Origin of the sequence: Streptomyces sp. AJS327, from assembly GCF_013450295.1 — a bacterium.
Lineage (GTDB): Bacteria > Actinomycetota > Actinomycetes > Streptomycetales > Streptomycetaceae > Streptomyces.
The window spans coordinates 228,614-242,694 of the sequence record NZ_SKBR01000003.1; the positions used below are offsets into that span (position 1 = coordinate 228,614).

General features: G+C 72.5%; 9 protein-coding genes. 4 read left to right on the forward strand and 5 right to left on the reverse strand.

The genetic code is table 11. The features are described from left to right. The 3 genes from E0L36_RS18390 to pdhA are packed head-to-tail and all read right to left on the reverse strand — an operon-like array spanning position 1 to position 3,678. Positions 1–1,482, reverse strand: coding sequence for a dihydrolipoamide acetyltransferase family protein (locus tag E0L36_RS18390; protein ID WP_180930225.1), 1,482 nt, complete (start codon positions 1,480–1,482; stop codon positions 1–3). Beyond that, complete coding sequence (locus E0L36_RS18395; protein ID WP_180930226.1) at positions 1,475–2,530, reverse strand: alpha-ketoacid dehydrogenase subunit beta; 1,056 nt, start codon at positions 2,528–2,530, stop codon at positions 1,475–1,477. Before E0L36_RS18395 ends, E0L36_RS18390 begins: the two co-directional genes overlap by 8 nt. Further along, entirely contained in the window at positions 2,530–3,678 is a 1,149-nt protein-coding gene (gene pdhA / locus E0L36_RS18400) for a pyruvate dehydrogenase (acetyl-transferring) E1 component subunit alpha (protein WP_180930227.1), read from the reverse strand. Before pdhA ends, E0L36_RS18395 begins: the two co-directional genes overlap by 1 nt. Positions 3,679–3,849: 171 nt before the next feature. On the opposite strand from pdhA, the gene E0L36_RS18405 reads away from it, so the two are divergent. Further along, on the forward strand, positions 3,850–4,428 hold the full coding sequence (locus E0L36_RS18405; protein ID WP_258016326.1) for an Lrp/AsnC family transcriptional regulator: 579 nt from the start codon (positions 3,850–3,852) through the stop codon (positions 4,426–4,428). A 66-nt stretch (positions 4,429–4,494) separates the two neighbouring features. On the opposite strand, the gene E0L36_RS18410 is transcribed toward E0L36_RS18405, so the two are convergent. After that, on the reverse strand, positions 4,495–5,100 hold the full coding sequence (locus E0L36_RS18410) for a TetR/AcrR family transcriptional regulator (RefSeq protein ID WP_180930228.1): 606 nt from the start codon (positions 5,098–5,100) through the stop codon (positions 4,495–4,497). A 459-nt stretch (positions 5,101–5,559) separates the two neighbouring features. Between E0L36_RS18410 and paaN the strand changes: the two genes are divergently transcribed. After that, entirely contained in the window at positions 5,560–7,260 is a 1,701-nt protein-coding gene (gene paaN / locus E0L36_RS18415) for a phenylacetic acid degradation protein PaaN (RefSeq protein WP_308416827.1), read from the forward strand. A 660-nt stretch (positions 7,261–7,920) separates the two neighbouring features. On the opposite strand, the gene E0L36_RS18420 is transcribed toward paaN, so the two are convergent. Beyond that, positions 7,921–9,591 carry a protein kinase gene (locus E0L36_RS18420; RefSeq protein WP_180930230.1) on the reverse strand — a complete coding sequence of 557 codons (1,671 nt, stop codon included), beginning with the start codon at positions 9,589–9,591 and terminating at the stop codon, positions 7,921–7,923. Positions 9,592–11,004: 1,413 nt separating this feature from the next. Here E0L36_RS18420 and E0L36_RS18425 point away from each other — a divergent pair. Both E0L36_RS18425 and E0L36_RS18430 read left to right on the forward strand, forming a co-directional pair. Next, positions 11,005–12,618, forward strand: coding sequence for a protein kinase (locus E0L36_RS18425; protein ID WP_180930231.1), 1,614 nt, complete (start codon positions 11,005–11,007; stop codon positions 12,616–12,618). A 268-nt stretch (positions 12,619–12,886) separates the two neighbouring features. Continuing rightward, positions 12,887–13,954 carry a phosphotransferase gene (locus E0L36_RS18430; protein ID WP_308416828.1) on the forward strand — a complete coding sequence of 356 codons (1,068 nt, stop codon included), beginning with the start codon at positions 12,887–12,889 and terminating at the stop codon, positions 13,952–13,954. The last annotated feature ends 127 nt before the right edge of the window (positions 13,955–14,081 follow it).

Here is a 14,081-nt window from a genome sequence, read left to right on the forward strand (position 1 = left end):
TCAGAGCGTACGGAGCAGCAGCGCGGGTTGTTCCACGCGGTCCGCCACGTACCGCAGGAAACCGCCCGCCGTGCCGCCGTCACACACCCGGTGGTCGAAGGTGAACGAGAGCTGAACCACCCGGCGTAGCGCCAACTCGCCCTGATGTGCCCAGGGTTTCTCGGCTATGCGGCCCACCCCGAGCATCGCCGCCTCCGGGTGGTTGAGGATCGGCGTGGAGCCGTCCACCCCGAAGACGCCGTAGTTGTTCAGGGTGAACGTGCCGCCGGTCAGCTCCCCGGGGGTGAGGGACCCGGCGCGGGCGCGCTCCGTCAGCCGGGCCAGCTCGGTGGTCAGCTGGCCCGCGTCCCGGGCCTGGGCGTCCCGGACGACGGGCACCACCAGGCCCCGGTCGGTCTGCGCCGCGAAGCCCAGGTGCACCGCCGGAAGCTGGACGATCTCCTGTGTCTCCGGGTCGACCGTGGCGTTCAGCTCCGGATACCGGGTCAGCGCCGCGACGCAGATCCGGCCCAGCAGTGCCAGCAGCGAGATCGGCGGCGACTCCCCGCCGTCGTTCATCGCCCGCCGGGCGGCCAGGAGTTCCGTCGCGTCCGCGTCGACCCAGCAGGTGGCGTCCGGGATCTCCCGGCGGCTGCGGCTGAGCTTCGCCGCCACCGCCCCCCGGAACCCGGTCAGCGGCACCCGCACCTCCGCGCCGGGCGACGCCACACCGGACAGCGGCGCACCGGCCGCGCCCGCCACCGGCGCGGTGCCCGGGGCGGTGTCCGACGGGGCGGCGTCCACTCCCGCGTCCGCACCGCGCACCGCGCGCTCCACGTCGGCCCGCAGCACCAGTCCGCTCGGCCCGCTGCCCGCCACCCGCGAGAGGTCCAGCCCGTGTTCCCGGGCCAGCCGACGGACCAGCGGAGAGATCACCGGCACCGCCCGGGGCGCCCCTCCGTTCCCTCCCGGCGCGCCACCCCGCGCGCCCCCGTACGCCGCCGCACCGCCCGCCCGCGCCCCCGGCACCGCGGCGGCCACCGGCTCGGCCACCGCGCCGGACCGGCGGTCGGCCCGCAGCCGGGCACGGCGCCGCCCGCCCGCGCCGGGTCGCGTGCCATAGCCGACCAGCACGTTCCCCGAGCCGCCGACGTGCTCCGCCTCCGGCAGACCCGGACCGGCCCCACCCGGTCCTGCCGCCTCCGGCGCCTCGCCACCCCCGCTGCCGCCACCGGCAGCCCTACCGGCACCGGCGGCGTCGCCGGACGCCACGGCCACCAGGGGCGCCCCGACAGGGATCTCCTCACCCTCGGCGGCGTACCGGGCCGTCACCACGCCGGCGTACGGACAGGGCACGTCGACCAGCGCCTTGGCCGTCTCCACCTCCACCACCGACTGGTCCACCGACACCACCTCACCCACCGCCACCAGCCACCGGACGACCGTCGCCTCCGTCAGCCCCTCGCCCAGATCGGGCAGCGCGAACTCCCGGACCTCAGCCATGGGTACGCCCCCCGTCCCCCGCCACCCAGTCGCTCTCCCACTGCAACCGGGCCACGGCGTCCAGGATCCGGTCCACGCCGGGCAGATGGTGCGCCTCCAACATGGGCGGCGGGTACGGGATGTCGAACCCCGCCACCCGCAGCACCGGCGCCTCCAGATAGTGGAAACAGCGCTCGGTGACCCGCGCCGCGATCTCCCCGCCCGGTCCCGCGAACCCCGGGGACTCGTGCACCACGACCGCGCGGCCGGTGCGCCGCACCGACTCCACGACCGTCTCCTCGTCGAACGGGACGAGCGAGCGGAGGTCGACGACCTCCACCTCCCACCCCTCCTCGGCGGCCGCCTCGGCGGCCTCCAGGCAGAGCGGTACCGACGGCCCGTAGGTGATCAACGTCGCCGAAGCGCCGCGGCGGCGCACCACCGCCGAACCGATCCCCGGCACCTCCTCCGGCGCCGCCGGATCCCACGCGGCCTTCGACCAGTACAGCCGCTTCGGCTCCAGGACCACGACCGGATCGTCCGACGCGATCGCCGCCCGCAACAGCCCGTAGGAGTCCGCGACCGTCGCCGGGGTGACGACGTGCAGGCCGGGCGTCGCCATGTAGTAGGCCTCCGAGGAGTCGCTGTGGTGCTCCACACCACCGATGCCGCCGCCGTACGGCACCCGCACCGTGATCGGCATCGGCAGCGCCCCGCGCGTCCGGTTCCGCATCCGCGAGACGTGCGAGACGAGTTGCTCGAACGCCGGATAGGCGAAGGCGTCGAACTGCATCTCGACGACGGGCCGCAGCCCGTACATCGCCATCCCGACCGCCGTCCCCAGAATGCCCGCCTCGGCGAGCGGGGTGTCCGAACAGCGATCCGCGCCGAACTCCTCGGCCAGCCCGTCCGTCACCCGGAAGACCCCGCCCAGGGTGCCCACGTCCTCTCCGAGGACGTGCACCCGCGGGTCCTCCGCCATGGCGTCCCGCATCGCCTGCCGCAACGCCTGGGCCACGGCGGCCGTCTGGCGGTCGGCGGCCGCCGGTGTCCGCACCGCTGTCCCCATCAGCGCTCCCCTCCCCGAACCGCCGCGCCGCCGCCGGCGCCCTCCTCGGCCGCCAACTCGGCGCGCAGCAGCGCCTCCTGCTCCCGCAGCTGACCCGTCCGCCGCGCGTACACGTGGTCGAACAGCTCGCCCGGGTCCAGCCGCGGCTCCCGGTGCATCTCCTCCCGCATGCGCTCCGCCATCCGCTCCGCTGCCTCCGCCTCCGCACGCACGCCCGCGTCGTCCAGCAACTCCCGGGAGCGCAGCTCACGTTCCAGCAGCGCCACCGGATCGTGCGCCCGCCACTGCTCCACCTCGTCCGCCGTGCGGTACCGGCCCGCGTCATCGGCGTTGGTATGCGCCTCGATCCGGTAGGTGACCGCCTCCACCAGCGTGGGCCCGTCGCCCTCCCGGGCGCGTTCCACCGCCTCCAGCAGGACCTTGTGCACCGCCGCCGCGTCGTTGCCGTCCACCAGCCGGCCCGGCATGCCGTACCCCACCGCCTTGTGCGCGAGCGACGGGGCGGCCGTCTGCTTCTCCAACGGCACCGAGATCGCGAACCCGTTGTTCTGTACCAGGAACACCACCGGAGCCCGCCACACGGCGGCGAAGTTCAACGCCTCGTGGAAGTCGCCCTCACTCGTGCCGCCGTCTCCGACGAGCGCCAGCGCGACGACGCTCTCGCCCTGGAGGCGGGCGGCGTGCGCCAGCCCCACCGCGTGCGGCAACTGCGTGGCCAGCGGGGTGCTCAGCGGGGCGACCCGGGACTCCCGGGGGTCGTATCCGCTGTGCCAATCGCCCCGCAGCAGCGACAGCACCTCCACCGGATCCAGCCCCCGCGCCACCGCCGCGAGCGTGTCGCGGTAGCTCGGAAAGAGCCAGTCCCGCTCCTCCAGCGCCAGCGCCGCGGCGACCTGGCACGCCTCCTGACCCGCCGAGGACGGATAGACCGCCAGCCGCCCCTGTTTGGTGAGCGCCGTCGCCTGCTGGTTGTACCGGCGGCCGCGCACCACCCCGGAGTACAGGCGGCGCAGCGCCTCCTCGTCGAGCGACGCTCCCGTGCCGAGCAACCGGAACGGCTCCGCGTCCGGCAGCAACGGCTCCGGATCCACCCGTGGACTCCAGCCGGGAGCGGAACGGTGGGCGCCTGGCTGCTCTAGGACCGTCATGACGAGCACCTCCTCAGGGGGCGGCGGATCGGTTCGGGAGCGCACCGCACTCCCCTACCGATTGTTCGGTCGCCAGCACATTTTGGCTACGGGTGCCCTCAGCCTGTGGACAAACGGTTCCGCGGTCCCTTCCATGGCGGCAGGATGTCCACGGTGGGGAGGTTCGCGGGTATGCCGGAAGAACAGATGGCCAATGGATCTCCGCCGGACACGGCCGACGGCGGCGGACCCCACCGACCCACCGGCGACCCGCCCCCCAACAGCCCCCGCACCCACACCGCGACCGACCCCCCACACCGGCCCGCACGCCCCCTCGACGCCGTCGACCGGGACATCCTGCGGCTCCTGCGCGCCGACGGCCGCGCCTCCGTCAGGTCCGTCGCCGAACGCGTGCACATCTCCCGCGCCAACGCCTACGCGCGCATCAACCGGCTGCTGGACGACGGCGTCATCCGCGGCTTCAGCGCCCGGATCGACCAGGAACGCGCGGGCCAGGGCGCCTCCGCCTACATCACCCTGAAAATCGTCCAGGACACCTGGCGCAGCGTCCGCGAGCAGCTCCGCCAACTCCCGGGTGTCTCCCACATGGCGCTGGTCAGCGGCGACTTCGACGTGCTGCTCCTGGTCCACACCGCCGACAACCGGGCGCTGCGGGACCTCGTCCTCACCCGCATCCAGTCCATCCCCGAGGTCCTCAGCACCAGGACGCTCCTCGTCTTCGAGGAGACCGACCTGGAGCCCGACCCGTGACCCCACACGCCCGCCCGACTCCGCGCGCCCGCCCCCGACACGGCCCACCGGCCGGGCACCTCGCGGTCAGACGCGCAGACCGGCGAAGGCGGTGCGGATCACCGCCTCCGCGACCTCGTCCCGCGCGACCAGACCCTCCCGCCCCGCGCCCCGGCCCGAGGCGCGCGGGCGGTACCACTCCACGATCGAATTGATCATTCCGAACAGCAGCCGGGTAGCGAGGCGCACATCCACGTCGGAGCGGAGGTCCCCCTCCGCCACCGCCCGCCGCAGCAACTCCGCCACCCGCTGGTCGAACTCCCGGCGCCGCGCCATCGCCCACCGCTCGGTGTCGGTGTTCCCCCGCACCCGCAACAGCAGCGTCACGTACGGCAACTCGTCCAGCAGCACTTCCACCGTGCGCCTGGTGACGTACTCCAGACGCTCCACCGCGCGCCCCTCGCACGCCCCGGGCTCCACGAGGATGCCGAAGAGGCCGTCCAGCGCCCGGCTTATGGCACGGCGCAGCAGCTCCTCCTTGCCCCGCACGTGGTGGTAGATCGACGACTTGGAGATCCCGGCGGCCTTCGACAGATGCTCCATGGAGGTGCCGTCGTAGCCACGCTCGTTGAACACCGCGACAGCGACCTGGAGCAGGGAGTCTGGCGTGTAGGTGTCGCGCTTGGCCGGCATGCTGACGATGGTACGCAGTCCCTTCGCGATCTCCCCGGCCGCGCTCCGCCCCCGCCCCGGCCTCCTCTCCGGCCTCCTCTCCGGCTCCCTGTCCGGCTCCCTGTCCGGACTCCTGCCTGGCTCCTGCCCGGCCTCCTCTCGGGTCCCGTCTCCGGTCCCGCGCTCCAGTCCGCCCCCCTTCTCGCTCCGACCGTGGTTCGCCGCCCCCAGCCCGACCCGCCCGGTCGCGGCCCGTACCGGCCCATACCGGTCCGGCCGCGGCCGATCACGGTTCCGGCACGGCCCCCACCCACACACACGGTCATCCGCTGTCCGCCCACCACCACCGCCCGATCAGCGCGAACGCCGTCCCTCGGCCAGTTATCCACAGGCTCCGACCACCCCTTGCACCGACCGATCGTTCGGTACCAGTATCTATCTCCGTCACCACCGCCCAGCCCGACGAGGAGTTGGTCCGCCGTGCCCACCGGAACCGCAGTCGACGCCGCCCAGCTGATCAACCGGCACCGCGCCACGCTCGACCAGGCCATCGCAGCCATCGGCGACCGGGAGTTCTGGACCCCCCACCCCGAACACCCCAAGGCGTACGGCGAGAACGGCTCACTCAGCGCGGCGGAGGGCAAGGCGGCGTTCGAGGCCCTCCTCGGCGCCCGCTTCGACCTCCCCGGCCAACCCGGCACCGTCGACTGGACCGCCACCGAACGCTCCCCCTACGGCCTGGAACTCGGTGTCTCCTACCCCCACGCCGATCCGGGGGTACTCCTCCCCGCGATGCGCGCCGCCATGGCGTCCTGGCGCACCGCTGGCCCCGAGGCCCGGGCGGCGGTCTGCCTGGAGGTGCTGGCCCGTATCAACGCCCGCACCCACGAGTTCGCGCACGCGGTGATGCACACCAGCGGTCAGGCGTTCATGATGGCGCTCCAGGCCGGAGGGCCACACGCCCAGGACCGCGGTCTGGAAGCCGTCGCGTACGCCTACGCCGAGCAGACCCGCACGCCCGGCACCGCGGAGTGGGTGAAGCCGCAGGGCAAACGCGACCCCCTGCGGCTCAACAAGAGCTTCACCGCGGTCGGCCGCGGCGTCTCCCTGCTGATCGGCTGCAACACCTTCCCCACCTGGAACGGCTACCCCGCCTTCTTCGCCTCGCTGGCGGCGGGCAACCCCGTACTCGTCAAACCCCACCCGCGCGCCATCCTGCCGCTGGCGCTGACGGTCCGCACCGCCCGCGAGGTACTCACCGAGGCGGGCTTCGACCCGAACCTGGTAGCTCTCACCACCGAACACGAGGGGGAGGGCATCGCCAAGGACCTCGCGCTGCGGCCGGAAGTCCGCGTCATCGACTACACCGGCTCCACCGCCTTCGGCGACTGGCTGGAGGAAAACGCCCGGCAGGCACGGGTGTTCACCGAGAAGGCGGGCGTCAACACCGTCATCCTCGACTCGACCGACCACTACCAGGGGTTGCTGAGCAACCTCGCCTTCTCCCTCTCGCTGTACAGCGGCCAGATGTGCACCACCCCGCAGAACCTGCTGATCCCCCGGGACGGAATCGCCACCGACGTCGGCCACAAGACGTACGAGGAGGTCGTCAGCGACCTCGCCGCCGCCGTCTCGGGCCTGCTCGGGGACGACGGCCGGGCCAACGCCCTGCTCGGCGCGATCGTCAACCCGCAGGTGCGCGAACGCGTCGACGACGCGGGCGCCTTGGGCGAGGTGGCCCTGGCCAGCCGAGCCGTCGAGAACCCCGACTTCCCCGAAGCCACCGTCCGTACCCCGGTCATCATCAAACTGGACGCGGCCAAGCCGGAGGCCGAACCGCACTACCTCTCCGAGTGCTTCGGCCCGCTCTCCTTCGCCATCGCCGTCGACTCCTCCAGCGACGCCGCCGGTCTGCTGCGCCGCACCATCCGCGAGAAGGGCGCCATGACGGTGTCCGCGTACACCACCTCACCCGACGTGGAGCGGCTCATCGAGGAAGTGTGCTTCGACGAGTGCGCCCAGCTCTCCCTCAACCTGACCAGCGGGGTCTACGTCAACCAGACCGCCGCGTTCTCCGACTTCCACGGCTCGGGCGGCAATCCGGCGGCCAACGCGGCGCTCTGCGACGCGGCCTTCGTCGCGGACCGGTTCCGGATGGTGGAGGTCCGCCGCCCCGCCTGACCGGAACGGCACACGCCCCGCTCACCCCCGCTCGCTCTCACACCCTCTGCCGTCACCGGGACGGCAGAGGTGGAGAACCGGCGGCTCATGGTCCCCAACCCAGCACAGGAGGCGTGGTGTTCGGCGTTTCGACACCAGCTCGGGTCGACACCGGTTCGGGGACCTCGGCGTACGCGGGAGAGCGACCACACAACTGCACAGCGCGCTGCCACCGCCCCGCAAAGACTGGGACCAGAGGGCTGGCACCAGCGGCGGAAGCCTCGGGCGATGTCTTAGGTGAAGCCGTCAGGTGAAGCCGTCAGGCGGGATCTTGGACACAGGGTTAGTCGCACGGGATTCGGCGCCACGGCCTGGGCGGACGCGGTAACCGGGCCGACGTGTCAGTGGGAGTCGGCACGGGCCTCAGCCGGTTTCCTCCAGGAAGGCCCGGTCAGGCCCTCAGCAAAGCCCGGTCAGGCAGAGCCAGTCGGGCAGAAGTCGCCCAGTGAGAGCCGCCAGAGAGAGCCGGTTGCCGGGCCTCTCACCGGTTCGGTAACCGGAGGCCGTCCGGTAACCGGAGGCCGATCATCGGCGAGTGCGGTCGGGTCCGGTCGCCGGAGACTGGTCTCCGGTCCGGTCAGACGGCCCGGTAACCGGGTAGGTCACCGGGCCGGCCGGGCATCAGCCGGGGTGGCCGCTGGAGACGGTGAAGTCGACCTTGTCCTTCTTGGGGTCGAACGGCTCCATGCTGTCCGGGCTGTGCTCAAGAACGGTGTTCTTGCCCCACTGGTTCTCGTCCTCGGTGGTCGTCTCGCCGAGCTTCCAGCCCGCCTTGCGAATGCACGCCTTCGCGGAGGAGAGGTCGGTGCTCCGGAGGTCCGGGAAGCTGATCTTGTCCTTGTCGTTGTACGCCTCACGTGCCTCGGTGCACTTGGTGGCGTCCACGGTGCGGGACTTGTCCGGGCCCTTGAAGGACTCGCTCGGCTCGGGGTCGGAACCGCCGCTGTCCCCGCCGTCGTCGCCTCCGCCGCCGGGGCCTCCGGCGCCCGGGTCCTTGCTGGCACCGGGCGACTTGTCCTTGCCGGCCTGCTCTTCGCCGCCACCGTCCCCGCCGTTCGACGAGAGGACGAGGGCCAGGGTGACGATCACCGCTACCGCCGCCACGGCCACGCTCGCGATGACCGCGACGTTCTTCTTACCGCCGCCGCCACCCGCGTTCTGGGGGGACATGTTGTACGGCGGCGGGGTCTGAGCGCCCTGGCCGTAGGCGGGAGTGGGGGCGTAGCCATGTCCCAGCTGGGCGGTGTGGGGGGTGGGAGGCGGGGTCGAGGGACCGAACCCGCCGGTGTAGGGCTGCTGCCCGGTGCTCGGGTCGGCGCCGACGGGCGGGAAGACCGCCTGGCCCACACCCGCACCGCTGTTGGCCGGACCGCCACCGCTGACGATCATCGGCGCCGCGCCGGAGGCGCCACCGGCGTTGCCGACGCGGGTGGACTCCTCGCGCATGGACTCAGCGGACGGGAAGCGCTCGTTGGGGTTCTTCTTGAGGCTCCGGGCGACGAGGGCGTCCACGGCCGGGGTGATGGACTGGTTGATCGTCGAGGGGGCGACGGGCTCTTCCTGCACATGCGCGTAGGCGATGGCCAGCGGGGAGTCCGCGTCGAACGGGAGCCGCCCGGTGAGCAGTTCGAAGAGCATGATGCCGACCGAGTAGAGGTCGGACCGGGCGTCCACGCCCCGGCCGAGCGCCTGCTCGGGGGAGAGGTACTGCGGGGTGCCGACGACCATGCCGGTCTGTGTCATGGAGGTCACGCCGGACTGCATGGCGCGGGCGATACCGAAGTCCATCACCTTGACGACGCCGCGCTTGGTCACCATGACGTTCCCGGGCTTGATGTCCCGGTGCACGAGGCCCATCTCGTGGCTGATCTCCAGCGCGGCCAGCACGTCGCCAGTGATCTTGAGTGCCTTGTCGGCGGGCATCGCGCCGTACTGCGCGACGTCCGCGTCGAGGACGTTGCGCAGCGGCTGGCCCTCGACGTACTCCATGACGATGTACGGGACGGTCGAACCGTCGATGTCGTCCTCGCCGGAGTCGAAGACGGAGACGATGTTGGGGTGCGCGAGCCGGGCCACGGACTGGGCCTCACGGCGGAAGCGCTCACGGAAGGACTGTTCGCGGCCGAGTTCGGTGTGCAGCGTCTTGACCGCGACCTGGCGGTCCAGCACGGCGTCGTGGGCGAGGAACACGGACGCCATGCCACCGGCGCCGAGCAAGGACTGAAGCTGGAAGCGCCCGCCGACCGTGCGGCCCACGTAGTTTCCGGCTGCTTGTGCGCCGTCGTCACTCATCTGACTGTTTCCCCCTCGGCGGCGCTGCCCCCGCACAGGTACGTCCGAGCCTGCCGGAGCGATGGCCCAGTGATCCCAATATATTCAGGCCCCAAGTCTGCCCGAGGGCTGGGGCACGTCAAGTTCGTTGCCCGTTCCGTAACCGGATGCGCATCGTGTGACGGGCCCGTCGTGACCTCCGAAAGCGCGCCTGACGGCCGCGTCGCGAGCGCTCGTCTCACCCGCCACGCACCCCTCCAATCCATCCCTTTTCTCCCGTTTCCCCAACCCCCGGCGCCGCCGCCCCGATTCCGGAACCGCGCTGTCCGCACCGGCCTCCACCGTTCGCGACGTCACCTCCCGTCCCGCACTCCTCTCCCCTGCTTCTTCCGCCACTTCTCCCGCTTCTCCCGCTGCCTTCTTCCACACCTCCTTCTGACCCGTCCGCCACCTCGTCCCTTGCCTCTGCTCTTGCCTCTGCTCTTGCCTTTTTCGGCTACTTCCGCCGCCCCGCCCACACCCCTCCCCTCCGTCCCCTCCGTCTTCCGTGCGCCTCCCCTCCACCTCTCCGCCGGTCCTACCAACCCCTCCTACCAACCCCCGCTGATTCCCGCGCTTCCCCTCCCGTGCCCGTCCGTCGCGCCTCTCCGCCCCCGTCCGTCGGGCGTCCCCGCCCGCCTCCCCCTCGGGCGTCTCCGTCGTCCGTGTCCGTCGCGCTGTCGTGCGGTCCGCTCCCGCCCGTGGCGATCTCTCGGTCGGGTCCCCGTCCCGGGGCCTCGCCCCGACCCCCGTCCCGGCCTCTCATCTACGTCCCTCGCCTCGGTCTCTCGTCCCGTCGGTGCCCCGGTTCGTCCCGGCGATCTCCCGCGTCTGCCCGCTCCTCCCGTCACGGGACCGGACGGTCGGGCAGGGGACCGGCCGGGCGGACAGCGGTGCGGCGGGATCGGGTGGGCGCGGGCGCGGGTCCGGCGCAACCGGCCCGAGGGGCGCGCACCCAGTCCTCACGCCCTGGAGGAGAAGTCGAACACTCGGGGACCGGAGCACTCGGGGAGCCGGAGAAGCGCTCGGGGAGAGACGGAGGACCCCCGGAGGAACCGGAGGGAGCGCTCCGGACAGGGGCCGGGGCACGGGCGGAACAGGCGAGGGTAAACACCTGAGAAGGAGTGTTTCCGATGACATGAGAGCCCTGTCACCCTGGGCCGTCCATCGGCCGATTTCCCGCTGTCACCTGCGGTTCACCGTCCGCGTAGGGGGTTTCCGGACGCCCGGGCGTCAACGGCCTGCGACGTTGGGGGGCAACTTGCGAGTGAGGCGTCGCAGCCGGTTGGATACCCCTCCGTCCCCCATTCACATACCTCACCCTGCCTGTAGCCTCCATGCGGGGGAGTGCGGGGAGCACGCACCGCCCGCGAATCCGATTGACGGCGAGGACTGATGGCACAGACGCAGGGCGCCGGGGGCCCCGAGGACCCCGACGCGACAAGCGGCTCCATGCCCGATTCGCCGGAGCTGTGGGGTAACAACGGCCTGGTCGGCGACGGCCGCTACCGGCTGACTCACCGCCTCGGCCGGGGCGGAATGGCGGAGGTCTTCGGCTCCGAGGACCTGCGGCTGGGCCGCACGGTCGCCGTCAAGCTGCTGCGCTCGGATCTCGCGGAGGATCCGGTCTCCAAGGCGCGCTTCACACGCGAGGCACAGTCCGTCGCGGGGTTGAACCACCACGCGGTGGTGGCGGTGTACGACTCCGGCGAGGAGCTGATCGGCTCCAACATCACGCCGTACATCGTGATGGAGTTGGTCGAGGGCCGTACGATCCGTGACCTGCTGCTCACCGCCGAGGCGCCCCCGCCGGACCAGGCGCTGATCATCGTCTCCGGGGTGCTGGAGGCGCTGGCCTACAGCCACCACCACGGCATCGTGCACCGGGACATCAAGCCCGCGAACGTGATCATCACCTCCGGCGGCGCGGTCAAGGTGATGGACTTCGGTATCGCGCGGGCGCTGCACGGCGCGTCGAACACCATGACGCAGACCGGCATGGTGATGGGCACGCCCCAGTACCTCTCGCCGGAACAGGCGTTGGGGAAGACCGTCGACACCCGCTCCGACCTGTACGCGACGGGCTGCCTGCTCTACGAACTGCTGACGCTCCGCCCGCCGTTCACCGGTGAGACGCCGCTCTCGGTGGTCTACCAGCACGTGCAGGACGATCCGGTGCTGCCGTCCGAGGTGTCGGACGTGGTGCCGCCGGAGCTGGACGGCCTGGTGATGCGGGCGCTGGCCAAGGACCCGGACGACCGGTTCCAGACGGCCGAGGAGATGCGCGGGCTGGCGCAGTACGCGCTACAGATGCTGCACGAGCAGGGCAGCCACACCGGCGGTACCTGGAACACCGGCGCCATCGCGCAGCACGGCTCGACTCCGGCGATGGGCGTGCCCAGCGCGGGACATCCGGTGCACGGCGACACCTCGCAGCTGGGGCCGCCGCTGCTGATGGGCCGTCCCGACCGGGATGACGGCGGGTTCGAGGGCGGTCACCGCACGTCGGGCCGCCAGGGCGGCGGCAAGGGCGGCAAGTACGCGCTGATCGCGTTTCTCGCGGTGATCGCCATCGCGGCCGGGGTGTTCTTCGCGGTGAACGCCAGCACCGACGAGGGCGGCAACAAGCCTCCGCCGTCCACCTCGTCCTCGGCGCCGAAGGACGACGAGACGACCGAGGATCCGACGGACAGCCCCACACCGACCGAAGAGGACAACACCGAGCCCGGGGCGACGACGGGTGACACGGGGCAGCCACCGGAGCCGACCCCGACCGACACGCTTCCGAGCGAGACGGACACCAGCCCGACGGACGAGCCCACCGATCCGCCCAGTGAGACGGACAACGGGGGCGCCGGTGGCAACCCGGCGGGCGGCGGTGACGGCGGCCCGGACCCCTCGGACTCGGACGAACCGCCGCCCACGGACGAGGAGCCGAACGGCGGCGCCGACGTGGGCGCCTCGGGCGACAACGGCGGCGAGGGCACCGAAGCCGGGCCCAACGGCTGACGACTACTGGCTGACAACCGCTGACAACCGCTGGCTGACAACCCCCTGGCGCTGACGGACACGCGCTGGGGTGGCCGACGGCGGCCGTCATCCGCTGACAGGCCGGACCGGCTGGCCGCCCACGACTGACCCCGACCGTCGGCCGTCCGATGCCGCCCCACACCGCCTGACCAGCGGCCGGACCGGTCAGGCCGGTCGGCGGCGGCGCGCAGCGGGGCCGGGCTCGGCGTCAGCTCGTACGGGCGGTCGCTCGCTTACGATCTCGATCGTGCCGCAGCTGATCCCGCACGCCCTCCCCGAGCGCACGCTCCGCGCGCTGCTGCGCCGGTACGGTGCGGGCGATCCGCTGTGCTGTGAGCCGCTGTCCCAGGGGTTGCTGAACGACGGCTACCGGGTGGTGACCACGCGGGGGCGGTTCTTCCTCAAACACCACCTGGACAAGCCGCACCTGGACGGGGATCCGGCGGCCCCGGCGGGCCTGGCCCGCATCGAACGGCAGCACCGGGCGACGGCGCGGCTGGGGGCGCTGGGTATCCCGGTGGTCCCGCCGGTTCCGGACCCCGAGGGCCGTACGGTGACGGTGCTGAACGGCCGCTGTTACGCGCTGCATCCCTGGCTGGAGGGGCGGCACCGGTACGGCTCGGAGCTGGCGGCGGGGGAGTGCCGTCAGCTCGGCGCGCTGCTCGGCCAGGTCCACACCCGGCTGACGCAGGTCATACCGCCCCTTCCGGCACCACCACCGTCGAGCGCGGATCCGGCGGCGACCGAGGTGCTGATCGACGAGCTGCTGGACCGGCTGCGGGCCCGGCGCGCCCGCGCCTGCTACGACGCCTTCGACACGCTGGCGGAACACCGGCTGCTGGAGCGGCGGGTGCTGCTGCGCCGGTACGCGGCCTTCCGGCCCCCGGCGGCGCTGGCCCCGTCGGCGGGCTGGGTGCACGGTGACTTCCACCCCCTCAACCTGCTGTATCCGGTCACGGCCCCGGGGCGCGCTCCGCTGGCGATCCTGGACTGGGACCGGCTGGCGGTGCTGCCACGGGCGGAGGAGACGGTGCGGGGCGCGGCGATCTTCTTCGTCCGGGCGGACGGCACGCTGGACCTGCCACGAGTGCGGTGCTTCGCGCGGGCCTACCGACGGACGGCGTCGGTGGGCGCGGAGGAGCTGAGCGCGGCGGTGCACCGGGTCTGGTGGGAGCGGCTGAACGACTTCTGGATGCTGCGCTGGCGCTACCAGCTGGGGGATCGCCGGACGGACGGGCAGTTCCCGGCGACGGCGGCGCTGGCCGTGTGGTGGTGCCGGGAGTACGAGGCGGTCCGGTCGGCCTTTTGCGACTGAGACGGGGCGAGGCGCGGGTTCCGGGCTGCGGGTTCCGGGCTGCGGGGCACGGCGCCGGGCCTTCGGGTTCCGGGCGCCGGGCGCGGCGTGGCCCGGATGGCGTAGCCGGACAGGTCCCGGGGCGCGG